This is a genomic window from Paracidovorax oryzae ATCC 19882 (genome assembly GCF_000687165.1).
In the GTDB taxonomy this organism is placed as follows: domain Bacteria; phylum Pseudomonadota; class Gammaproteobacteria; order Burkholderiales; family Burkholderiaceae_C; genus Paracidovorax; species Paracidovorax oryzae.
Genome location: NZ_JMKU01000010.1, coordinates 74,681 through 95,498, shown reverse-complemented (window position 1 = coordinate 95,498; position 20,818 = coordinate 74,681). Strand labels below are relative to the sequence as shown.

20 protein-coding genes are annotated in these 20,818 nt (G+C 71.2%); 12 read left to right on the top strand and 8 right to left on the bottom strand.

The annotated features are described in order from the left end of the window. Positions 1 to 47: 47 nt before the first annotated feature. The gene (gene lplT, locus T336_RS0110110; RefSeq protein ID WP_019700810.1) at positions 48 to 1,328 is read right to left on the bottom strand and encodes a lysophospholipid transporter LplT; all 1,281 of its coding nucleotides are present in this window, start codon (positions 1,326 to 1,328) and stop codon (positions 48 to 50) included. Between the two features lie 139 nt (positions 1,329 to 1,467). Here lplT and alr point away from each other — a divergent pair, with 139 nt between their 5' ends. The 3 genes from alr to T336_RS0110095 all read left to right on the top strand — a co-directional run bounded on the left by alr (position 1,468) and on the right by T336_RS0110095 (position 5,180). Continuing rightward, positions 1,468 to 2,577 (top strand): alanine racemase, encoded by a 1,110-nt coding sequence (gene alr, locus T336_RS0110105; protein WP_026432447.1) that lies wholly within the window; start codon positions 1,468 to 1,470, stop codon positions 2,575 to 2,577. Continuing rightward, the gene (locus tag T336_RS0110100; protein WP_026432446.1) at positions 2,577 to 3,449 is read left to right on the top strand and encodes a hypothetical protein; all 873 of its coding nucleotides are present in this window, start codon (positions 2,577 to 2,579) and stop codon (positions 3,447 to 3,449) included. Before alr ends, T336_RS0110100 begins: the two co-directional genes overlap by 1 nt. 135 nt (positions 3,450 to 3,584) lie before the next feature. Further along, positions 3,585 to 5,180 carry an ABC transporter substrate-binding protein gene (locus T336_RS0110095; protein ID WP_026432445.1) on the top strand — a complete coding sequence of 532 codons (1,596 nt, stop codon included), beginning with the start codon at positions 3,585 to 3,587 and terminating at the stop codon, positions 5,178 to 5,180. Positions 5,181 to 5,209: 29 nt separating this feature from the next. Here T336_RS0110095 and fahA read toward each other — a convergent pair whose 3' ends face one another. Further along, positions 5,210 to 6,475, bottom strand: coding sequence for a fumarylacetoacetase (fahA, locus tag T336_RS0110090; protein ID WP_026432444.1), 1,266 nt, complete (start codon positions 6,473 to 6,475; stop codon positions 5,210 to 5,212). Positions 6,476 to 6,484: 9 nt separating this feature from the next. Further along, entirely contained in the window at positions 6,485 to 7,489 is a 1,005-nt protein-coding gene (locus T336_RS0110085; protein WP_026432443.1) for a Bug family tripartite tricarboxylate transporter substrate binding protein, read from the bottom strand. 120 nt (positions 7,490 to 7,609) lie between these two features. Between T336_RS0110085 and T336_RS0110080 the strand changes: the two genes are divergently transcribed. Further along, complete coding sequence (locus tag T336_RS0110080) at positions 7,610 to 8,389, top strand: IclR family transcriptional regulator (protein WP_026432442.1); 780 nt, start codon at positions 7,610 to 7,612, stop codon at positions 8,387 to 8,389. Between the two features lie 21 nt (positions 8,390 to 8,410). On the opposite strand, the gene T336_RS0110075 is transcribed toward T336_RS0110080, so the two are convergent. The 3 genes from T336_RS0110075 to T336_RS0110065 all read right to left on the bottom strand — a co-directional run bounded on the left by T336_RS0110075 (position 8,411) and on the right by T336_RS0110065 (position 10,481). Then, the gene (locus tag T336_RS0110075; protein WP_026432441.1) at positions 8,411 to 9,028 is read right to left on the bottom strand and encodes a glutathione S-transferase family protein; all 618 of its coding nucleotides are present in this window, start codon (positions 9,026 to 9,028) and stop codon (positions 8,411 to 8,413) included. Next, positions 9,025 to 10,020 (bottom strand): 2-dehydropantoate 2-reductase, encoded by a 996-nt coding sequence (locus tag T336_RS0110070; protein WP_026432440.1) that lies wholly within the window; start codon positions 10,018 to 10,020, stop codon positions 9,025 to 9,027. Before T336_RS0110070 ends, T336_RS0110075 begins: the two co-directional genes overlap by 4 nt. 131 nt (positions 10,021 to 10,151) lie before the next feature. Further along, the gene (locus T336_RS0110065; protein ID WP_026432439.1) at positions 10,152 to 10,481 is read right to left on the bottom strand and encodes a hypothetical protein; all 330 of its coding nucleotides are present in this window, start codon (positions 10,479 to 10,481) and stop codon (positions 10,152 to 10,154) included. 296 nt (positions 10,482 to 10,777) lie between these two features. Between T336_RS0110065 and radA the strand changes: the two genes are divergently transcribed. The 4 genes from radA to T336_RS0110045 all read left to right on the top strand — a co-directional run bounded on the left by radA (position 10,778) and on the right by T336_RS0110045 (position 13,959). Beyond that, positions 10,778 to 12,157 (top strand): DNA repair protein RadA, encoded by a 1,380-nt coding sequence (gene radA / locus T336_RS0110060; RefSeq protein ID WP_026432438.1) that lies wholly within the window; start codon positions 10,778 to 10,780, stop codon positions 12,155 to 12,157. A 97-nt stretch (positions 12,158 to 12,254) separates the two neighbouring features. Continuing rightward, positions 12,255 to 12,728, top strand: coding sequence for a hypothetical protein (locus tag T336_RS0110055; RefSeq protein WP_026432437.1), 474 nt, complete (start codon positions 12,255 to 12,257; stop codon positions 12,726 to 12,728). A 44-nt stretch (positions 12,729 to 12,772) separates the two neighbouring features. Then, entirely contained in the window at positions 12,773 to 13,711 is a 939-nt protein-coding gene (locus T336_RS0110050) for a branched-chain amino acid transaminase (RefSeq protein WP_026432436.1), read from the top strand. Positions 13,712 to 13,752: 41 nt separating this feature from the next. Beyond that, entirely contained in the window at positions 13,753 to 13,959 is a 207-nt protein-coding gene (locus T336_RS0110045; protein WP_019700823.1) for a zinc-finger domain-containing protein, read from the top strand. A 38-nt stretch (positions 13,960 to 13,997) separates the two neighbouring features. On the opposite strand, the gene T336_RS0110040 is transcribed toward T336_RS0110045, so the two are convergent. Further along, positions 13,998 to 14,990 (bottom strand): glycosyltransferase family 32 protein, encoded by a 993-nt coding sequence (locus tag T336_RS0110040; RefSeq protein ID WP_026432435.1) that lies wholly within the window; start codon positions 14,988 to 14,990, stop codon positions 13,998 to 14,000. Positions 14,991 to 15,164: 174 nt separating this feature from the next. Between T336_RS0110040 and T336_RS0110035 the strand changes: the two genes are divergently transcribed. Genes T336_RS0110035 through T336_RS0110020 form a run of 4 tightly spaced genes read left to right on the top strand, consistent with a single transcriptional unit; the run spans position 15,165 to position 19,720 of the window. Further along, on the top strand, positions 15,165 to 16,466 hold the full coding sequence (locus T336_RS0110035) for an O-antigen ligase family protein (protein WP_026432434.1): 1,302 nt from the start codon (positions 15,165 to 15,167) through the stop codon (positions 16,464 to 16,466). Positions 16,467 to 16,476: 10 nt separating this feature from the next. Continuing rightward, positions 16,477 to 17,640, top strand: a complete 1,164-nt coding sequence (locus T336_RS0110030; protein WP_084151403.1) for a glycosyltransferase — start codon at positions 16,477 to 16,479, stop codon at positions 17,638 to 17,640. Further along, positions 17,637 to 18,698 (top strand): glycosyltransferase family 2 protein, encoded by a 1,062-nt coding sequence (locus T336_RS0110025; protein ID WP_156957827.1) that lies wholly within the window; start codon positions 17,637 to 17,639, stop codon positions 18,696 to 18,698. The genes T336_RS0110030 and T336_RS0110025 overlap by 4 nt, the downstream gene beginning before the upstream one ends. Continuing rightward, positions 18,695 to 19,720, top strand: a complete 1,026-nt coding sequence (locus T336_RS0110020; protein WP_026432431.1) for a glycosyltransferase family 32 protein — start codon at positions 18,695 to 18,697, stop codon at positions 19,718 to 19,720. Before T336_RS0110025 ends, T336_RS0110020 begins: the two co-directional genes overlap by 4 nt. Here T336_RS0110020 and T336_RS0110015 read toward each other — a convergent pair. Continuing rightward, positions 19,698 to 20,795, bottom strand: coding sequence for an NAD(P)H-dependent flavin oxidoreductase (locus T336_RS0110015; protein WP_026432430.1), 1,098 nt, complete (start codon positions 20,793 to 20,795; stop codon positions 19,698 to 19,700). The two genes, T336_RS0110020 and T336_RS0110015, sit on opposite strands and share 23 nt — an antisense overlap. Between the last annotated feature and the right edge of the window lie 23 nt (positions 20,796 to 20,818).

Here is a 20,818-nt window from a genome sequence, read left to right as displayed (position 1 = left end):
GGGCCGCGCGCGCCGGCACCGTGCGCGGCCCACCGGGGGCCGGTACTTCAGTGGTGGTGGTCGTGCCGCGCGAGGTGCAGCAGGTGCTCCACCTCGTCGTGATGGCGGGTGCAATTGTGGATGTGCCAGCGCCGGATCAGCCACATCACGCCTGCCACCACGAGCCCGAAGGCCGTGATCGCGCCGAACACCGACAGCCCCATCTTGAGCGAGAGGCTGTAGAACGCACCCAGCCCCAGGATGGCCGCCTGTTCGTTGAAGTTCTGCACGGCGATGGACCGGCCGGCGCCCATGAGGTTGTGCCCGCGGTGCTGCAACAGCGCGTTCATGGGCACGACCAGGTAGCCGCCCAGCCCGCCCAGCAGGATCAGGAAGGGAATGGCGATCCAGATGCTCTTGATGAACACCATCAGGATCAGCAGCACGCCCATGGCGATGCCCAGAGGGATGACCTTGGTGGCCATGTCCAGCCGCATGCGCATGGAGGCCACCACGGCACCCACCGCGGTGCCGATGGCCACCACGCCCGTGAGCGCCGAGGCCTGGGTGGTGTTGTAGGCCAGCGCGGCGGCCGCCCAGGCCAGCACGATGAATTTCAGGTTGCCGCCTGCGCCCCAGAAGAGGGTGGTGGTGGCCAGGGAGATCTGCCCGAGCTTGTCGCGCCAGAGGCGGTTGTTGCAGGCCCAGAAATCGGGGAGCAGCGCCAGCGGGTTGCGCGGCATGGGGCGCATTTCGACACCGGTGTGCGGAATGCGGGTGTTGAACCAGGCGGCGGCGAGATAGACGGTGATGAGCGTGGCGATGGCCGCTTCGGCCGCGGTGTCCACGCCGGTGTCCACGAACGGGATGTCCACCGACAGCAGCCATCCGGAGATGTTGGGGCCCACCAGCTGTCCGCCCAGCAGCACGCCCAGGATGATGGAGGCGATCGTGAGGCCCTCGATCCAGCCGTTGGCCTTGACCAGCTGCGAGGCCGGCAGCAGTTCGGTGAGGATGCCGTACTTGGCGGGGGAGTAGGCCGCTGCGCCCAGGCCCACCACGGCATAGGCGATGAGCGGGTGGGATCCGAACAGCATCATGAGGCAGCCGACGACCTTGATCGCGTTGCTCACGAACATGACCTTGCCCTTGGGCATCGCGTCCGCGAAGGCCCCGACGAAGGGGGCCAGCACCACGTAGAACAGGGCGAACATCGGCACCAGCGCGGCCCGCTGCCATTCCGGGGAGCCGTTGGTGCGCAGCAGTTCGACGGCCGCCACGAAGAGTGCGTTGTCGGCCAGCGAGCTGCAGAACTGCGCCGACATGATGGTGTAGAAACCGCGCTTCATCGAATGGCTGTGGGGTGCATCAGCGGAACTGATGCCCTGTTAAATCTCGGACCCGGCTGCAAGTGACTGGCGGTTATATCACGCGCCCTATACGCTCCGATGCCAGAATTCCCCCCTTTCCACCTGCCGTCCAGCCTCCATGCCGCGCCCCATACAAGCCACGATCCACACTGCTGCACTGCAGCAAAACCTGGCGCGCGCCCGTGCCGCCACGCCCGACGCCCGCGTGTGGGCCGTGGTCAAGGCCAATGCCTACGGCCACGGCATCGAGCGCGCGTTCGAAGGGCTGCGCGGGGCGGACGGCTTCGCGCTGCTGGACCTGGGCGAGGCCGAGCGGGTGCGCCAGCTGGGATGGCGGGGGCCCATCCTGCTGCTGGAGGGGGTGTTCGAGCCGCGCGACCTGGAACTGTGCTCGCGCCTGTCGCTTTGGCACGTGGTGCATTGCGACGAGCAGATCGACTGGCTTTCCGCGCACAAGACGCATGCTCCGCACCGGGTCTTTCTCAAGATGAATTCGGGCATGAACCGCCTGGGCTTCCCGCCGGCGCGCTACCGGGCGGCCTGGGCGCGCCTGAATGCGCTGACGCAGGTGGACGAAATCTCGTTCATGACCCACTTCAGCGACGCCGACGGGCCGCGCGGCATCGCCCACCAGATCGAAGCCTTCTGCACCGCCACGCAGGACCTGCCGGGCGAGCGCACGGTCAGCAATAGCGCCGCCACCCTGCGGCATGCCGGTGGCGACGCGCGGGTGCGCGGTGACTGGGTGCGTGCGGGCATCGTGCTCTATGGCGCCGCCGCCGACCACCCCGAACACACGGCAGCGCACTGGGGCCTCGCACCCACCATGACGCTGTCGGCGCGCATCATCGGCACCCAGCAGCTGCAGCCCGGGGATACGGTGGGGTACGGGTCTTCCTTCACGGCGGACCGGCCGCTCGCCATCGGCGTGGTGGCCTGCGGCTACGCCGATGGCTATCCCCGCCATGCCCCCACGGGCACGCCGGTGCTGGTGAACGGCGTGCGCACCCGCACCGTGGGACGGGTGAGCATGGACATGATCACCGTGGATCTCTCGCCGCTGCACGAGGCGGGCGTGGAAGCGGGCGTGGGCAGCGAGGCCACGCTCTGGGGGCGGGCGTCCTGCGGGGCCGTGCTGTGCATCGACGATGTGGCGCAGCCGGCCGGCACCGTGGGCTACGAGCTGATGTGCGCCCTGGCGCCGCGGGTGCCGGTGGTGGTGGACTGATGCCCGCCGGGCGTACGCGGCCCGGCCAGCGCGCCGGGGGATCGAACTGGCGCCGCGTGCGCACGCCCGGACGGACGCTGGAGGCTTCGCTGCTGAGCCGCTACCAGCTGCGAGTGCACGGCTGGTGCATCGGTGCCTTCATGATGGCCTTCATGTGGGCGGTTTCGCACACGCAGATGGTGCTGGGCGTGGAGTCGCTCGCCGTGCGTTACCTGGCCACGCTCGGGGCGGGCTATGTCGCCTACCTGCTGGTCCTGCGGCTCTGGGCGGCTCGGCTCGTGCGGTTGCCTGCCCGGAACGCGCGGGACCGGGGCGAGGGGGATGTGGATGCCTCCAGCGGCGTGGATGTGCTCGACGTGGCCGACGCCCTGTACGACGCCGGAGACTTGGCCGCACGGGCCGTGCGCAGTGCCGGCGGGCGATCGCCCACGCTGCCGCAGTCCGGCGGCGGCGATTTCGCGGGGGCCGGGGCCGACGGGCACTTCGGCGACGCCCTGGGCGACATGGCGGGCAATGCCCTGGGCGCCGCCGCCGAGGCCGACGAGGGCGCGGTGGTGGTCGTGCCCGTGGTGGCGATTTTTCTCATCGGCGCGGCCGTGCTGTTCGGCGCGGGGGCGCTCGCGCTGCTGTACTTCGGCTTCGACGTGCTGCTGGCCGTGGCGGTGGAACTGGCTTTCTCCTATGCCACGGCGCGCGCCGCCATGGGCGTGGAGCGCGCGGGCTGGCTCGCGGCCGCCGTGCGCCTCACCTGGAAGCCCCTGCTGGGCGCGGTGCTGTGCGCCGTGGTGCTCGGGGCCGCGCTCGACCGCTTCCTGCCCGAGGCGCGGTCGCTGCCGCAGGCGGTGCGCATGCTCCAGGGCGGCCACCGCTGAATTGGCGACAGGGACGCGGGCTGCGCCTGCGCCCCGCATATCGATACAACCACAAAGTCGTTCTGCAGGCAGGGGCAGCTTGGCATAGTGGCACCCTCGCTGCGGAGCAGCCCCATTCAAGAAGAAGACACCACCATGCGATTTTCCAGAACCCTCCTGGCGGCCGCGCTCGCGGCCTCGCTCACGGCAGCCCTGCCCCTGGCAACGCAGGCGGCCACTTTCCGTTTTGCCCGCTCGGCCGACGTGACCACCTGGGACGTGCATGCCCACAACGTGGGCCCGAACAATGTGCTGCATTCGGCGGTGTACGAGACGCTGGTCGAATACAACAGCAAGACCTTCAAGCCCGAGCCGCAGCTGGCCACCGCCTGGAAGCAGGTGAGCCCGACCCAGCTGCGCCTCACCCTGCGGCAGGGCGTGAAGTTCAGCGACGGCTCGCCGCTCACGGCCGAGGACGTGAAGTTCTCGCTGGAGCGCGCGAAGGCTAAGACCTCCAACTACGCGGTCTATGCCCAGGGCATCGACCGCGTGCAGGCGGTCGATGCGCAGACCATCGACATCTTCTCGGACGTGCCCAACCCGGTGCTGGTGAACCAGCTCACCGAGCTGCGCATCCTGAGCAAGCCCTGGGCCGAGAAGAACAACGCGACCACCCCCAAGGACATCAAGACCAGCGACGAGCCCTACACGCACCGCAACGCGCTGGGCACGGGTCCGTTCGTGCTCAAGTCGTGGTCGCCCGACCAGCGCACCGTGCTCGCGGCCAATCCCCACTGGTGGGGCAAGGGCAAATTCGCCGGCAACGTGACCGATGTGGTCTATACCCCGATCAAATCCGATGCGACCCGCACCGCGGCGCTGCTGTCGGGCGAGGTGGACTTCGTGCTCGATCCCAGCCCGCAGGACATCGCGCGCGTGCGCCAGACGCAGGGCTTCAAGGTGCTGGAAGGTCCGGAGAACCGTACGCTGTTCCTGGGCCTGGACCAGTTCCGCGAGGAACTGTCCGGATCGAGCGTGAAGGGCAAGAACCCGCTCAAGGACGTGCGCGTCCGTCGCGCGCTCTACCAGGCGATCGACATCCAGACCATCCAGCGCGTGACGCTGCGCGGCCTCGCGCAGCCTACCGGCGCGCTCATCGCGCGGCAGGTGAACGGCTGGACGCAGAAGGCCGACGTGCGCTGGCCCTACGACCCCGCCGCCGCGCAGAAGCTGCTGGCCGATGCGGGCTATCCGCAGGGCTTCGAGGTCGATTTCGCGTGCAGCGCGGGCCGCTACACGAACGACGAGCAGCTCTGCCAGGCGATCACGGCGCAGTGGGCCAAGGTGGGCGTGCGCGCGAAGCTGCGCACCCAGCCGTTCGCCACGTACTTCCCGATGATCCAGCGCAACGAGGCCAGCATCTACCTGCTGGGCTGGGGCGTGCCGACCTTCGATGCGTTCTATTCGCTGCAGTCGCTGGTCCGCTCGCCCGGCGCGGGCGGCGACGGCAACTTCAACCTGGGCCGCTTCTCCGACCCGCAGCAGGACGCGCTGATCGAGCGGATCAAGAAGGAAACCGATGCCGCGACGCGCAACGGCCTCATCGAGCAGGCCCTGTTGAAGGACCACGAGCTGATCTCGCACATCCCGCTCTACAACCAGATCATTCCCTGGGCCGCCACGCAGAAGGTGGAGCTGCCGCACCGCGCCGACAACCGCATCGACTGGCGCGTGCTGAAGGTCGAGAAATGACCGGCCCGCGGCACGCGTGACGGGCGCCGTCAGCCGGAGATCGTCCCGCTGGCCTCGCCCAGCCCGATGCGCACCGCGCCCTCGCGCTCGCACCAGCCGCGCAGCGTGACCGTGTCGCCGTCCTCCAGGAAGCTGCGCTCCTCGCCCGTGGGCAGGCGCACGGGCTGGCGACCGGCCGCGGCCAGTTCCAGCAGCGAGCCGGCCTCCTGCGGGCCGGGGCCGGACAGGGTGCCCGAGCCGAGCAGGTCGCCGCTCTGCAGGTTGCAGCCGTTCACCGTGTGGTGCGCCACCAGCTGCGCGGGCGTCCAGTAGGCGGCGCGCGTGGTGCCGGTGCGTGACAGCCGCACTGGCGGCAGGCCCTGAGTGCGCATGCGCTCCGTCTGCAGCAGCACTTCCAGCGTGATGTCGAAGGCGCCCGCGGCGCGGTGGGCGGGTGAGTCCAGGTAGGGCAGGGGCTGTGGGTCCTCCTCCGGCCGCGTGAAGGGCGCGCGGAACGGCGCCAGGGCCTCCAGCGTCACCACCCAGGGCGAGAGCGTGCTCGCGAAATTCTTCGAGAGGAACGGGCCCAGCGGCTGGTACTCCCAGCCCTGGATGTCGCGCGCGCTCCAGTCGTTGAAGAGCGCGACGCCGAACAGGTGCTCTTCCGCCTCGCCGATGCCGATGGGTTCGCCCTGCGCGTTGCCCGCACCGATGAACCATCCCAGTTCCAGTTCGTAGTCCAGCCGCCGGCTGGGCGCGAGCACGGGCGCCGCGGCATCGGGGGCCTTGAGCTGGCCGCGGGGGCGCCGCACTGCCGCGCCGCTCACGCCGATGGAGGACGCGCGGCCGTGGTAGCCGATGGGCACCCACTGGTAGTTGGGCAGCAGCGGGTTGTCGGGGCGGAACTGCCGGCCCACGTTGGTGGCGTGGTGCACGCTGGTGTAGAAGTCGGTGTAGTCGCCGATGCGGCAGGGCACGAGCATCCCGGTGCCCGCCTGCGGCAGCAGCGCGCCCTGCCATGCGGCCTGCTGCGGGCTGCCGGCGGCGAGGCCCTGCGACAGCCGCGCGCGCAGGGCCCGGCGCGCCTGCGGCCCTGCGGCCATCAGCGCGTTCATGTCGTCGCCGGCCACGAGGCCCGCGGCCTGCAGGTCCAGGATCCGGTCGCCGATGGCCACGCCGATGCGGGCACTGCCATCCTGCGCGCGGAAGCGGCCGAAGGGCAGGTTCTGGATGGGAAAGTCGCAGCCCGCGGCGTTGGCGGATTCGACCCAGCTGCGCAGGGATGGGTCGTGGGTGGCGTCGGTGTGCTGTGGCATGGCGGAGCTTCAGTCCACGGTCATCCCGGCCTTGCGGGCCACCTGGCCCAGGCGGTCGTACTCGCGCAGCGTCAGCGCACCCAGCTCGGCCGCGGAGGAGCCGCGCGGCGTGAAGCCGGCGGCCTGCAGGCGGTCCTTCACGGCGGGGTCGGCCAGCGCTTCCTGCAGGGCCTTGTCCAGGCGCTGCACCACCGCGGCCGGCATGCCCGCGGGACCATAGACCCCGAACCATGGCTCCACCGCATAGCCGGCCAGGCCCGATTCGGCCAGGGTGGGCACGTCGGGCAGGGCGGGTGAGCGCTGTGATCCCGCCACGGCCAGCGCCCGCAGCTTGCCGGCCTGGATGTGCGGCAGCGACGCGGGCAGGTTGTCGAAGGCCACGGGCACCTGGCCCGCGATCAGGTCGGTGATGAGCGGGGCGCTGCCCTTGTAGGGCACGTGCGTCCATTCGGTCTTGCTCAGCTGCCCGAACAGCACGCCGGCCAGGTGCATGGAGGTGCCCGCGCCCGCGGTGGAGAACGGCAGGCCGGGGTGCTTGCGTGCGTAGTCGATCAGTTCGGCCACGTTCTTCACAGGCAGCGCGGGGCCGGCCTCCAGCACGATGGTCGATTGGCCCAGCAGGCCCACGGGCGTGAAGTCCTTGCGCGGGTCGAAGGGCATCTTCTTGTAGATGTGCGGGTTCAGCGCGTTGGTCGAGATCGCGCCCATGCCCACGGTGTAGCCGTCCGGCGCGGCCTTGGCCACCGCGTCCATGCCGATGTTGCCGCCCGCGCCGCCGCGGTTGTCGATCACGACGGGCTGGCCCAGCGTCTGCGCCATGCGCGCGCCCACCGTGCGCGCCACGAGGTCGGTGGTACCGCCGGCCGCGTAGGGCACGATGAAGCGGATGGGGCGGGAGGGGAAGGCTTCCTGCGCGGCCAGGGGACCGGCGGCGGCGCCCAGCAGCAGGGCCGCGGCGGCGCCCATGGCAGCGCGGCGCGGCATGGAGCGGGAATCGGATGGAATGGAACGCATGCTGTCTCCTGGTGGTCGTTGCCGGGATTGTTGCCTGCCTTCCCGGCCGCGCCAGTAGTTTGTCCACGGTATGGACAAGAAGCCGCGGGATTCCATTCCCCGGCGGGTATGCTGGCGCCCATGACCACCGTGGTGCTAGACCGCGTCCTGCGCATCCTCGACCAGCTCTCGCGCTACGACGCGGGAGGCCTCTCGCTGTCGGACATCGCCCGCCAGTCGGGCATACCCCATCCGACCGTCCACCGCCTGCTGCGCGACCTCGCGCAGGCGCGCCTCGTGACGCTGCTGCCCGACGGGCGCGGTTACGTGCTGGGCCGGCTGGCCTTCGAGGTGGGGCTGGCCGCCCGCGCGCGGCACGACGTGGCGCCGCTCTTCGCGGCCCACCTGCGCCGCCTGGCGGAGGCCACGGGTTATGCCGCCTATCTGTTCGTGCGCAGCGGGCTCGAAGCCGTCTGCCATGACCACACCCATGCGCAGCGGCTCGATCCGCCCCTGTCCGTCACGGTGGGCGGCCGGCGGCCGCTGGGCGTGGGCGCCGCGGGCCTGGCCCTGCTGGCCGCGCAGGACGATGCCCGGGTGGAGGCGTCGCTCGCCGCCCATGCGGGAGTGCTCGGGCGCTACGGCGGGCTCGACGTGCCGTCGCTGCGCACGCTCATCGCGCAGACGCGCGCACTGGGCTATGCCCGCAGCGGCGGCTGCCTCAACACCAATACTGCCGCCGTGGGCCATGCCGTGCGCGACCCGGGCGGCTGCGCCTTCGCGGCCGTGAGCCTGTCCACCACCGTCGCGCGCCTCACGCAGCGCGAGGCCGCCCGCCTGGCGTCGCTGCTGCGCGCGGAGATCGCGCAGATCGAGCCGCGCGTGCGTTTCGCGTGGAGCGACGAAGCCGCGCTGCGGTGATGCGGGCGGCCCTCCGCAGGCTCAGGCCAGTGCTTGCTGTACCGCCGGGCGCGCCGCCACGCGCTGCGAATGGGCGTGGACCTTGGGAAAGCGGGCGATGTCCACGCCGTCGCTGGCCAGCCAGCCGGCCACGGTGAACAGGTAGCCGTCGGCGACCGTGTATTGGTCGCCCATCACCCACGGGCCGTCGCCGAGGCCGTGTTGCTCGATCATCTCGAAGCACTCGGTCATGTTCTGCGGCACCTTGCGCTGCATCGCGGCGATGGCCTCGGGCTCGTCGGCCCAGCGGATCGCCCGGGGGCGGTGCGCATGGGCGACGTGCACGGTGGAGGCGAGGTAGCTGTGGAACTCCTGCATGCGCGCGAAGCCGTAGGCATCGGTGGGCGCGAGGCGCGCCTGCGGAAAGCGCTGGGCCACGTAGGCGAGCAGGGCGGGCGTCTCGGTCAGCGTGCCCTCTTCGGTGACCAGCGCGGGCACGCGGCCCTTGGGGTTGACCGCGAGGTATTCCGGACTGCGTTGCTGGCCGGCCGGGAAGTCGAGGCGCACCAGGCGGTACTCCGCGCCGGCTTCGTGCAGGGCGATGCGCACTGCCTGCGCGCAGGTGCCGGGGGCGTAGTAGAGGGTGAGGGCAGAGGTCATGGGCGGGTGTCGTTGCGAAGGGAAAGACGGTTGGATGCGAACAGGCGCACGAGGCCCAGCAGCGCATCGGTGTGGGGCGTGGGCACGCCGGTGGCATGGCCCAGTTCGTGCACGGCGCCCACCAGGGCGTCGATCTCCAGCGGCTTGCCGGCCTCCACGTCCTGCAGCATGGAGGTCTTGAAGGCGCCGAGCTTGCGCGTCACCGCGTGCCGGTCTTCGGGCTGTTGGTCGATGCGCAGGCCCAGGCGCTCGCCGATGGCCTTGGCTTCCAGCATCACGGCGGAGACGAAGCCTCGCACGAGGTCGTCATCCAGGATGCGGTCGGTGGTGGCGCCGGTCAGGGCGCTGATGGGGTTGATCGTCATGTTGCCCCACAGCTTGAACCAGATGTCCTGCTGGATGCGCGGGGACGGTTCCACCTCGATGCCGCCGCGGGCGATGAGCGCCGAAAGCGCTTCCAGGCGCGGGGTGGTGCCGCCGCCGGCCTCGCCCAGGATGAGCCGGTTGCCGAAATGCTGCCGCACGATGCCGGGCCCATCGACAGAGCAACTGGCGTGCACCACGCCGCCGACCACCCGTTCGGTGGGGATGGCGCGTGCCAGCGATCCGCCAGGGTCCACGGAAGCCAGCTCCCGCCCATGCGCCGGGCCGGAGCATCCCTCCAGGAACCACCACGGAACGCCGTTCATGGCCGTGAGCACGGTGGTCCCGGGGCCCAGCAGCGGGGCGATGCGTGCGGCCACGTCGGGCAGTGCGGGGGCCTTGACGGCCAGGACGACCACGTCCTGCGCACCGAGCGCGGCCGGATCGTCATGGGCCGCGACGGGCGCGGCCTCGCAGGCGCCGTTCGGTCGGATGCAGCGCAGGCCCTGGGTGCGCAGGGCATCCAGTGTGGGGCCCCGCGCCACGAAAGACACGTCGGCACCACCGCGCGACAGTGCCATGCCCAGCCAGCCGCCGATGGCGCCGGCACCATAGATCGCAACCTGCATCGTCTCCTGCCTCCTCGGGATCGCGCCGCCGTGGGCGCGGAATGGCCCGGCGCACGAAAGGCATGCGCCGGGCCGGGGAGGCTATTGTGCTGCGGGCGGGAAGCGCGCGTCCCGCAGCGGGTGGGGATGCGTCAGCGTGCGGCGCTGGCGGCGTCGGAGGCCGCGGAGGCGGGGGGCGTGGTCGCCGTGCCGCCGAAGACGGCACCGCCGGAGGGGGCGGAGGACGCCGCGCCAGGGGCCGTTCCGCCGAAGACCGCACCGCCGGAGCTGCTTCCGGTGCCCGACGTGCCAGCATCGGAGGCGGGTGCCGTGGTCGCCGGGGCCGGCGTGGTGGCCGGCGTGGTGTTGACGTTGCTTTCCTTGTTGCGGTCGCAGGCGGACAGGGCCAGCACCGATGCCAGCGCGATCGGTGCGGCCACCAGCCAGCGGCGCGATGCGGAAAGTGCGGTGTTCTTGGTCATAGGTTCGTTCTCCGTTCTAGGAAACAAGGCGGCGTCATGCCACCGGGAGGCCCATCCTAGGGAGGGTGCCGTGCACGCAGAGTAGGATAGGGTTGACGACGCATTTGCTTACGGTTACGCGGTTTTCCTGCACGATCCGCCGCCGGCCACCCCGTGAAAATTGGCATCGACGGCCCCATGTGCATGCCAGCCACCCCGCCCGTGGCTGCCGCGCATGCCTTCTCCGGGGCTGCGCGCGTCCCTTTTCCTCTTTCCTTTTCTTTCATGCTGCCCGCTGCCCGCGGGCTCCTGCTTCCATGGCCAAAGACAAGACCGTTTTCACCTGCACCGAATGCGGGGGCACCAGCCCGCGCTGGCTCGGCAAGTGCCCCGCCTGCGGGGCCTGGAACACGCTGGTGGAGTCCGCCGCCGAGGCCGGGCCGGGCAAGAACCGATACAGCACGCCGCAGCATGCGGGCCTGGCGCAGTCGCAGGCGGTGACGCCGCTGTCGGCCATCGAGGCGGCCGACGTGGCACGCTCTGCCAGCGGCATCGAGGAGCTGGACCGGGTGCTGGGCGGCGGGGTGGTCGAGGGCGGCGTGGTCCTCATCGGGGGAGATCCGGGCATCGGCAAATCCACCCTGCTGCTGCAGGCGCTGGACGCGCTGCAGCGCCTGGGCCTGCCCACGCTCTACGTGACGGGCGAGGAGAGCGGCGCCCAGGTGGCGCTGCGCTCGCGCCGGCTGGGGCTGGACCACAGCCAGGTCAACGTGCTGGCGGAAATCCAGCTGGAGAAGATCCTCGCCACCGTCGAGGCGACGCAGCCTGCCGTGGCGGTGATCGACTCGATCCAGACTGTGTACTCGGACCAGCTCACCAGCGCGCCGGGCTCGGTGGCCCAGGTGCGCGAATGCGCGGCCCACCTCACGCGGGCGGCCAAGACCACGGGCGTGTCCATCATCCTCGTGGGCCACGTGACCAAGGAAGGGGCGCTGGCCGGCCCGCGCGTGCTGGAGCACATGGTGGACACGGTGCTGTACTTCGAAGGCGACACGCACAGCCAGTTCCGGCTGGTGCGAGCCATCAAGAACCGCTTCGGCGCCGTGAACGAGATCGGCGTGTTCGCCATGACCGAGAAGGGGCTGAAGGGCGTGACCAACCCCAGCGCCATCTTCCTGAGCCAGCACAGCGAGCCGGTGCCCGGCAGCTGCGTGCTGGTCACGCTGGAGGGCACGCGGCCCATGCTGGTGGAGATCCAGGCGCTGGTGGACGAGGGCGGCCCCAGCCCGCGCCGCCTGTCGGTGGGCCTGGACCGCGACCGCCTCGCCATGCTGCTGGCCGTGCTGCACCGCCATGCGGGCGTGGCCTGCATGGACCAGGACGTGTTCGTCAACGCCGTGGGGGGCGTGCGCATCAGCGAACCGGCGGCCGATCTGGCGGTGATGCTGGCCATCACCAGCAGCCTGCGCGGCAAGCCGCTGCCCAAGGGCTTCCTCGCCTTCGGCGAAGTGGGGCTGGCGGGCGAGGTGCGGCCCGCGCCGCGCGGCCAGGAACGGCTGAAGGAGGCCGCCAAGCTCGGCTTCACCATGGCGGTCGTGCCCAAGGCCAACGCGCCCAAGAAGCCCATCGAGGGCCTGACGATCCACGCAGTGGAACGGGTAGAGGAGGCGATGGAGGTGGTCCGCGGCATGGGGTGAATTCCCCCCTGAGCCGCCTTCGGCGCCTTCCCCCGAGGGGGACGCTGTAAGCACCATCCACAGCGAAGGGCTTGCCCCGGCCGACGACAATCGGCGCATGAACCTGCTGCGCCGCTTCTTCATTCCCGTCCTCATCGCCCTGCTCGTCATCGCGGCCTACCGCTCGTATGGCTGGCAGGGCGTTTTCGCCGTCGGCGGCGGCCTGCTTATGTGGGCGCTGCTGCATTTCACGCGGCTCATGAACATCATGCGCAAGGCCGCCGACCGGCCCATCGGCTACGTGGGCAGCGCCGTCATGCTGAACGCCCGCCTGCGCGAGGGCGTGAACCTGATGCACGTGGTGGCGATGACGCGCTCGCTGGGCGAGCTGCTGTCGCCCCAGGGCGAGGAGCCCGAGCGCTACCGCTGGACGGACGGCACGCAGTCGCACGTGACCTGCGAGTTCCGCGGCGGCCGGCTCGCCGCCTGGGAGCTGGTGCGGCCGGCGGCAGAGGCGGACGCGGAGGGCGGTGGTGCTGCGGGCAGCGCTTCAGGTGCGCTGCCGCCCGCCGCGGGGCCGTCCGCGCCGTAAAATCACCGGTTTTGCGGCAGCATGCCCCCGGAAAAAGGAATCCCATGAGCCCCGTAGTTCCCTCGATGGCCGACCGTGACGGCAAGATCTGGATGGACGGCCAGATGGTGGATTGGCGCGACGCCAAGATCCACGTGCTCACCCACACGCTGCACTACGGCTGCGGCGCGTTCGAGGGCGTGCGTGCCTACCAGACGCCGCAGGGCACGGCGATCTTCCGCCTGCAGGAGCACACCGAGCGGCTCTTCAACAGCGCCAAGATCCTGCGCATGCAGATCCCCTTCACGCAGGACGAGGTGAACGAGGCCCAGCGCGCCGTGGTGCGCGAGAACCGGCTCGCCTCCTGCTACCTGCGGCCGCTCACCTGGATCGGCTCGCAGAAGCTGGGCGTGTCCCCCAAGGGCAACCAGATCCACCTGATGGTCGCGGCCTGGGCCTGGGGCGCCTACCTCGGCGAGGAAGGCATGCAGCGCGGCATCCGCGTGAAGACCAGCAGCTACACGCGCCACCACGTCAACATCACGATGACGCAGGCCAAGGCGGTGAGCAACTACACCAACTCCATCCTGGCCAACATGGAGGCCACGGAAGACGGCTACGACGAGGCCCTGCTGCTCGATTCCGCCGGTTTCGTGTCCGAGGGCGCGGGCGAGAACATCTTCGTGATCAAGAACGGCGTGGTGTACACGCCCGACCTGTCCGCCGGCGCGCTCAACGGCATCACGCGCAACACCATCCTGCACATCTGCAAGGACCTGGGCCTGGAACTCGTGCAGAAGCGCATCACGCGCGACGAGGTGTACATTGCCGACGAGGCGTTTTTCACCGGTACGGCCGCCGAAGTCACGCCCATCCGCGAACTCGACCGCATCGCCATCGGCGCGGGCAGCCGCGGCCCCGTGACCGAGAAGATCCAGAGCGCGTTCTTCGACATCGTGAACGGCCGCAATCCGAAGTACGCCCACTGGCTCACGCTGGTCTGACCCCTTTTTGTTTCTCCTGTCCGCACAGCGCGACCCCCACCATGACGCAAGCCACCATCGAACTGCTCGCCAAGGACCTGAACCCGCAGGGCGGCGTCTTCTGCCCGAGCCCCAAGGCCGACATGAAGGTCTGGAACACCCACCCGAAGGTGTACCTGGACGTGGCCCACACGGGCGAGGCCAAGTGCCCCTACTGCGGCACGGTGTACCGCCTGAAGGCGGGCGAAACCGTTCGCGCGGGCCACTGAGCCGCGGCCGCCCTGGCGCGGCCCCGACGTGCGTGTCCCTACGCTGCCGAGCCGTCCCCGGCGCGCGCTGGCGCGGCGCTGCCGCAGGCCTGTTGCCAGATGCTGCCGGCCGCCGGCCCGCCGTGCCGGGCGAACAGCTCCGAGAAATGCCGGCGCTCGCCGCCGCGCAGCTTGATGAGCGGCGCCGGCTCCGGCTCGGCCGGCACCAGGCACAGCCGCGGATACAGCAAATACCACTTCCAGCGCAGGGCCTGCTGGTAGAAGAACGCAGTGTCCTCCGCCTTGAAGAGCGCCAGCCGGAAGGCGTTGCCACGCCGCAGCACCTGCTGGGCAGCCACGTGGATCAGCAGATAGGCCGGGTCCGCGATGCCCTGCAGCCGTGCGGCCGCATCGTCCTGCCCCCGCACCTGCGCCAGGTAGGCGTCGGTGCCGGCGGTGACCAGCGCGTGGTGGAATTCCTGCTGCCAAGCGGTCACGAAGGGCGCGTGCGCGGGGGCGCCGAAGGCCCAGCTCTCGATGACCGGAAAGCGTTCGTCGTGCGTGTAGCCGCCCAGGTAGAAGCCCACGAATTCCGCGCCGCGCGACTGCCGCAGCGCGTCCATCCAGTGCAGCGGCCGCGTGAGCAGGATGGTGGCGTCGAGCCAGTAGCCGCCGTGGTGGCGCACCAGGTAGAGGCGCACCCAGTCCGACTGCTTGGTCGGATGCAGCTGCGCGAAGCCCGGCGGCAGGTCGCCGGCCGCCACGAAATCGCCGATGTTGCGGCGGTTGACCACCTGCACCTCGAAGTCCGGGCAGTGGATGCGCCAGTTGGCGATGCACTGGTCCACCAGCGGATCGGCGGTTTCGGTATCCCAGTACGTCCACAGGCGTGGCGGGATCGGCTGGCCGGCAGCGGCGGTCGCAGCGCCGGGCTGGCCGTCGAACAGCACGGCCTGCGGCTGGCCGGGATAGCGGGCGTTGCCGCGGGGGCGCAGGCAGGCCACGAGGCGATAGGCCGCGCGCAGGGCGGGGGCAGAAATGCGAAGCGTCATGGAATACCGTGTCGGCCGGACTGCGCGGATGCGCGACGGTCGGCATTCTGGCACCGTGGCGCTGCGTTACGATCCGCCGCGGAGAGACCATCCGAGTAAATATCCTGCTGCGGCCCGCGCCACGCGTTCCGCCTTTTCCGTACCCGTGCCCGCGAAGCACGCCTTGCCCTTCCGATGACTCTCGCTGCCTTTTCCTCCTTGCTGGGGCCCGGCCCCTGGCCGCGTCGCCTCACGACGCTTGCCGCCTTCCTGGTGCCGGCCCTGGCGCTGACGCTGCCTTCCGGCTATTCCTACGGGGCCGTGCTGCTCCTGCTCGGCGCCCTGGCCACGCTCCCCCGCTGGGTGCGCGTGAGACCCGACCGGGGGACCCTGGCCCTCGTCGCGGTGACCTTCGCGATGGGGCTGCTGTGGTGCGTGATGTCCGACCCGCGCGAAACCATGGGCCAGTGGGACCGTCCCATCAAGTTCATGCTGGGCGCCGTCTGCGGGCTGTTCATCGCCTCGCAGCCGCCCCGGCCGCGTCCGCTGTTCTGGGGGCTGCTGGTGGGCTGCATCGGTGCGGGCCTGGTGGCGCTGTGGCAGGTGCATGTGCAGGGCGCGCTGCGCGCTTCCGGATTCCCGACAGGCCGCACGAACGCCATCCAGTGGGGCAACCTGGCGTTGCTGCTGGGTTCGATGCTGGCCCTGCAGTTGATCGTCCTGTGGCGCCAGCTTCCGCGCGCCGTGGCATGGCTGGCGGTCGTGGCCGCGCTCGGGGCCCTCAATGCCTCGGTGCTGTCGCAGTCCCGCGGAGGCTGGCTGGCGCTGCTCCTGGCGCTGCCCGTGGGCCTGTGGCTGCTGCACCGCCTGCATCCGGGGCGGACCACCGCGATCACCGCCGTGCTGGTCACTGCGCTGGCCGTGCTCACGGCCATGAACTGGGGCGTGATGGAAAAGCGCTGGGAGCGGATGCAGGAAGAGGTGACGCAGTACGACACCCACGGCGAGGCCGACAACTCCGTCGGCCAGCGGCTGGAGCATTGGCGCTTCGCCTGGAACGTGGGCATGGAGCGGCCATGGACCGGCTGGGGCATGGCAGGCTACATGCGGGAAAAGGCCGCGCGGGTGGCCGCGAAGCAGTACGAGCCCTCGATCCTGGAGTACATCTATGTCCACAATGAACCGCTGGACATCTTCGTCAAGACCGGCATCGGGGGCGTGTTCCTCCTGCTGTGCTTCTACGGCGTGCCGCTCGCGCTGTTCTGGCCCAGCCGCCGCCGCATGGCCACGGTCGCTTCCGAGCCCGAGCCGGTGCGTGCCCAGGTATTGGCGCTGCGTCTGTCGGGGGTGTGCATCCCGTTGCTCTATGCGGGCTTCGGGCTCACGCAGGTGTTTTTCGCGCACAACAGCGGCATCATGTTCTACATCTTCATGAACATGGTGATCTGGGCGGCCTTGCTGGGCATGCGTGCGCCGGCGGCGGGCACCAGGGCATGAAACCCGTGCCATGAGCGCGCGCACGCTCCACGCCGCTCCGGCCGCGGGCATGCCGCCCGCGCGGCCGCCGCGCGTGCTGCATTTCGTGACCGGCGGCTTTTCCGGCGCCACGCAGGTGGCCGTCGATCTGGTGCGCGCGCACACGGGCTCCGGCCGTTTCGACGCCCTGCTGGCGCTGCGCTCCAAGCGCCGCACCACCACCCCCGAACGCGTGGCGGCGCTGCGGGCCAAGGGCCTGGCGGTGGAATTGGTACCCGGCTGGGCGCATGCGGCCACCGTGTGGCAGCTGGCGGCGCTCTGCCGGCGCTGGCGGCCGGACATCCTGGTCGCGCACGGTTTCAGCGAGCACCTCTGGGGCCGCTATGCCGGCCTGCTCGCGGGCGTGCCCCGGCTGGTGCACGTGGAGCACAACTCCCGCGAGCGCTACACCGCCTGGCGCCTGGCGCAGGCGCGCTGGCTGGCGCGGCGCACGGCGGCCATCGTCGGGGTGTCCGAAGGCGTGCGCAGCACACTGCTGGAGCGCGGCTTCCCGGCGGAGCGCATCCACGCCATTCCAAACGGCGTACGGCTCGAGCCCTTCGCCCAGGCCGCAGCCCACCCCTTTGCCGCGCGCGAGCCCGGCATCGTGATGGCCGCCCGCTTCGCCCGCCAGAAGGACCATGCCACGCTGCTGCGCGCCGTGGCGCTGTTGCGCGATCGCGGCCTCACTCCGCCCGTGCGGCTGGCCGGTGGCGGCAAGGCCGGCGCGCGGCAGGCCGCCGAGCGGCTGGCGCGCGAATTGAACCTGCTGCCCCAGGTGCAGTTCATCGGCCACTGCGCCGACGTGCCGGGGCTGCTGATGGGCCAGCGGATCTGCGTGCTCTCCACGCATTACGAAGGCATGCCGCTGTCGCTCATCGAAGGCATGGCCGCCGGCTGCGCGGTGGTCGGCAGCCGCGTGGTGGGTGTGCAGGAAGTGATCGCTCCCGGCCGCACGGGCCTGCTGGCCGAGCCGGGCGATGCCGCATCGCTGGCCGATGCGCTCGCGCTGCTGTTGACCGATGCCGATGCCGCCGCCCGCATGGCCGCCGCCGCGCGCGAAGACGCCGTGGCGCACTACGGCCTGCCCACCATGACGGCGCGCTACGAAGCCCTGCTGGAAGGCCTGCTGCGCGAGACGCCTGCTGCACCATGACGGTCCCGGCATCCCCGATGGCGGCCCGCACGGTGGCCGCGCCCTGGCTCAGCGTGCTGGTGCCCGTCTTCAACGTGCGCGAATACCTGGCCGAATGCATCGAATCGGTGCTGGCCCAGGCGCCGGCCGATGCGGGTGTCGAAGTGCTGCTGCTGGACGACTGCTCCACCGATGGCTCGGCCGAGGTCATGGCCGCGCTGGACGCCCGCTGGCCCGGCCGCCTGCGGCTGATGCGCCACGAGCGCAATGCGGGCCTGAGCGCCGCGCGCAACACGATGATCGGTGCGGCGCGGGGCGACTACCTGTGGTTTCTCGATTCCGACGACAAGCTCCTGCCGGGTGCCATCGAGGGGCTGCGCGAGGTGGTGCGCCTGCACGCGCCCGATGCCGTGCTGTGCGACTTCGCCGTCTGGCGCGAGCGTCCGCGCCTGAAGCACCGCCTGCGCGGCGAAGGCCACCGGGGCAGCTTCGACGGCCCGCATGCCATGCTGCGCCCCGGCGGGCCGGAGCTGCTGGCCGGGCTGCTGTCCACCGGGCAGCTGCATGCCTGGTCCAAGATCACGCGCCGCGGGCTCTGGCCGGATGCCGTGCGGTTTCCGGCCGGCCGGTATTTCGAGGACATGGCCACCATGCCGCTGGCGCTGCTGGGCGCCCGCAGCTACTGGCATGCGCCCCGGCCCTGGGTGGCCTACCGCCAGCGCGGTGGCAGCATCCTGGCCACCATGACGCTGCCCAAGGCCCTGGACCAGTCCGCCGCGCTGCTTGCTTTCAGCGAAGCGCTGCGTGGCCGGCCCGAGGCCGCGGACGCGGCGCTGCGCTTCGCCCTGGCCCACCAAAGCGCGCGCAATCTCACGGGCGCCATGCGCGTGGTGGCCCGCACCGCGGGCCAGCCCGGCGCGGATGCGGCGGCACTGGATGCCGCCGCCGACCGCATCCGCGCCGACTTCGCCGCCGTGTCGCCGCTGCCGGCCGATGTCCTGGCGCGCGCCTATCTGCAGCGCGGCTGGTGGCCGCGGCGCCTGAAATTCCTGCGCGCCCACGCGCTTCGCCAACGATGAACCTGCCCGCATTCCCCCGCCCCACGCTCAAGACGCATGGCGAACTCTGGCTGGCGCGCGGCCTGCGCTGGTTCTACGGCCTGTGGCCGCGCCGGCTCGAGGCCTGTCCCCCGCCGCCGTTCGCGCTGCATGCCATCGCGCCCGCCCGGGGCATGCCGGCGGACGGGGAAGACGGCGAGGGCCGGCGCCCCATTCCGCGCGTCATCTGGGCCTACTGGAAAGGGGCCACTCCGCCGCTGCTGATCCAGCGCTGCTTCGCCAACTGGCGGCGCAACAGCCCGGGCTACGAGATCCGCCTGCTGGACGATGCCTCTGTCGGGGCATGGCTGCCGGACATCCCGGCCGTGCTCGACGGCGTATCGCCCGCGAAGCGCGCCGACTGGATCCGCCTGGAACTGCTGCGGCTGCATGGCGGCATCTGGGTGGACGCCAGCACCATCCTCACTGCGCCGCTGGACTGGGTGCTGGCGCAGCAGGAGCGCATCCCGGCCGACTTCGTGGGCTTCTACCTCGGGCGCCATACCCGCGACGCGGCCTATCCGGTGGTGGAGAACTGGTTCATGGCGGCGCCCGCGGGCAGCCGCTTCATCGCCGACCTGCAGCAGGAGTTCACGACCCAGGTGATCCACCGCACGGGGCACGAATACATCGCCCACCTGCAATCCCTGGGCGTGTACGAAGAGGTGCGGCAGTACATCGATGCGCCGGACTACCTCAGCATGCACCTGGCGCTGCAGTTCATCCTGCGCGCGCGCGGCGGCTACCGGCTGGCGCTGGCCCGCGCGGAAGACGGGCCGTTCTACTACCACATGCTCGGGCGCTGGCGGCGCACGCAGCTCAAGCTGCGGCTGCTGTTCTCGCGGCCTGCGGGCGCGCTGCCGCCCCTCATCAAGCTGCGCGCGCCCGACCGCCGGCGGCTGGACGACTATCTGGCGCGCGGCCTCTACCTGCCGGACAGCATCGCGGCGCGGCACCTCATGGCGGAGACCGGCCCCGCCGTCATGCCGGCGAGCCCGCGCTGACTCCTCCCGCCGCAGCCCGCCATTCGCTGGCCAGCAGCGCCACCAGTTCGCCCGCCGGCATCGGCCGCACCGCCGCCACGCCCTGGCCGGCCCACAGCGCCACCGCATCGGCGCAGCCCCGGGCTGCTGCAACCTTGCGCACCGGGCCCATCAGCGCGTTCTGCACCGGGTAGGCCGGCACGCTGCCTTCCCAGGGGGCGAGCCGCTCCATGGTGGCGTTGACGATGCCGCGCGCCGGCCGGCCCGAGAACACGCGGGTGAGGCGGGTGCTGGTCTCGCCTGCCTGGGCGAGGGCCGCCCGGTATGCCGGGGCGATGGCCGATTCGGGGCAGGACAGGAAGGCCGTGCCCATCTGTGCGCCTTCGGCGCCCAGGGCCTGCGCGGCGGCGATGCCGCGGCCGTCCATGATGGCGCCGGCCGCGATGACCGGGATGCGCAGCGCGTCCACGCACTGCGGCACCAGGGCCAGCGTGCTGACCTGGCTGGATTCGAAGTCGGCCAGGAAGGTGCCCCGGTGGCCGCCGGCCTCGAGCCCGCTGGCGCAGACCGCATCGGCGCCTACGTCGGCCCAGGCACGGGCCTCCGCCACGGTGGTGGCGGTGCCGATCACGACGCAGCCCGCCGCCTGCAGCCGCTCCACCTGGCGCGCGTCGAGGATGCCGAAGGTGAAGCTGGCGACGGCCGGGCGGGCCTCGACCAGGGCCTCGAACTGCGCCGCGAGATCTTCGCACCACTGCGCGGGGACGGCGGGCTCCAGGCCGAATTCGGCGTACAGCGGCGCCAGCCGGTCCAGCGCCTCGCGCACCGTGGCGGCGTCGGGCGAGGGCGTGTCCTGCACGAAGAGGTTCATGCCGAAGGGGCGTGCCGTGCGGCGGCGCACTTCGGCGGCAGCTTCTGCCATGGCAGCGGGCGAGCGCATGCCGCAGCCCAGCGTGCCCAGCCCGCCGGCTTCGGACACGGCGGCGGCCAGGGCGGGCGTGTCGGCGCCGGTCATGGGGCCCTGCACGATGGGCAGGTCGATGCCCAGGCGGTCGAACAGCGAGGTGCGGCGGGGTGAAAGGACAGGCGTCGGCATGGCGGGTCTCCGGTGGACTGGGA

Coding starts and splice junctions, on each gene's coding strand:
- T336_RS0110035 (WP_026432434.1), top strand. CDS start 15,165: ATGACTCTCGCTGCCTTTTCCTCCTTGCTGGGGCCCGGCCCCTGGCCG.
- T336_RS0110065 (WP_026432439.1), bottom strand. CDS start 10,481: ATGACCAAGAACACCGCACTTTCCGCATCGCGCCGCTGGCTGGTGGCC.
- T336_RS0110020 (WP_026432431.1), top strand. CDS start 18,695: ATGAACCTGCCCGCATTCCCCCGCCCCACGCTCAAGACGCATGGCGAA.
- T336_RS0110095 (WP_026432445.1), top strand. CDS start 3,585: ATGCGATTTTCCAGAACCCTCCTGGCGGCCGCGCTCGCGGCCTCGCTC.
- T336_RS0110030 (WP_084151403.1), top strand. CDS start 16,477: ATGAGCGCGCGCACGCTCCACGCCGCTCCGGCCGCGGGCATGCCGCCC.
- radA (WP_026432438.1), top strand. CDS start 10,778: ATGGCCAAAGACAAGACCGTTTTCACCTGCACCGAATGCGGGGGCACC.
- T336_RS0110070 (WP_026432440.1), bottom strand. CDS start 10,020: ATGCAGGTTGCGATCTATGGTGCCGGCGCCATCGGCGGCTGGCTGGGC.
- T336_RS0110055 (WP_026432437.1), top strand. CDS start 12,255: ATGAACCTGCTGCGCCGCTTCTTCATTCCCGTCCTCATCGCCCTGCTC.
- T336_RS0110025 (WP_156957827.1), top strand. CDS start 17,637: ATGACGGTCCCGGCATCCCCGATGGCGGCCCGCACGGTGGCCGCGCCC.
- T336_RS0110085 (WP_026432443.1), bottom strand. CDS start 7,489: ATGCGTTCCATTCCATCCGATTCCCGCTCCATGCCGCGCCGCGCTGCC.
- T336_RS0110050 (WP_026432436.1), top strand. CDS start 12,773: ATGAGCCCCGTAGTTCCCTCGATGGCCGACCGTGACGGCAAGATCTGG.
- T336_RS0110015 (WP_026432430.1), bottom strand. CDS start 20,795: ATGCCGACGCCTGTCCTTTCACCCCGCCGCACCTCGCTGTTCGACCGC.
- T336_RS0110040 (WP_026432435.1), bottom strand. CDS start 14,990: ATGACGCTTCGCATTTCTGCCCCCGCCCTGCGCGCGGCCTATCGCCTC.
- alr (WP_026432447.1), top strand. CDS start 1,468: ATGCCGCGCCCCATACAAGCCACGATCCACACTGCTGCACTGCAGCAA.
- T336_RS0110080 (WP_026432442.1), top strand. CDS start 7,610: ATGACCACCGTGGTGCTAGACCGCGTCCTGCGCATCCTCGACCAGCTC.
- fahA (WP_026432444.1), bottom strand. CDS start 6,475: ATGCCACAGCACACCGACGCCACCCACGACCCATCCCTGCGCAGCTGG.
- lplT (WP_019700810.1), bottom strand. CDS start 1,328: ATGAAGCGCGGTTTCTACACCATCATGTCGGCGCAGTTCTGCAGCTCG.
- T336_RS0110075 (WP_026432441.1), bottom strand. CDS start 9,028: ATGACCTCTGCCCTCACCCTCTACTACGCCCCCGGCACCTGCGCGCAG.
- T336_RS0110045 (WP_019700823.1), top strand. CDS start 13,753: ATGACGCAAGCCACCATCGAACTGCTCGCCAAGGACCTGAACCCGCAG.
- T336_RS0110100 (WP_026432446.1), top strand. CDS start 2,577: ATGCCCGCCGGGCGTACGCGGCCCGGCCAGCGCGCCGGGGGATCGAAC.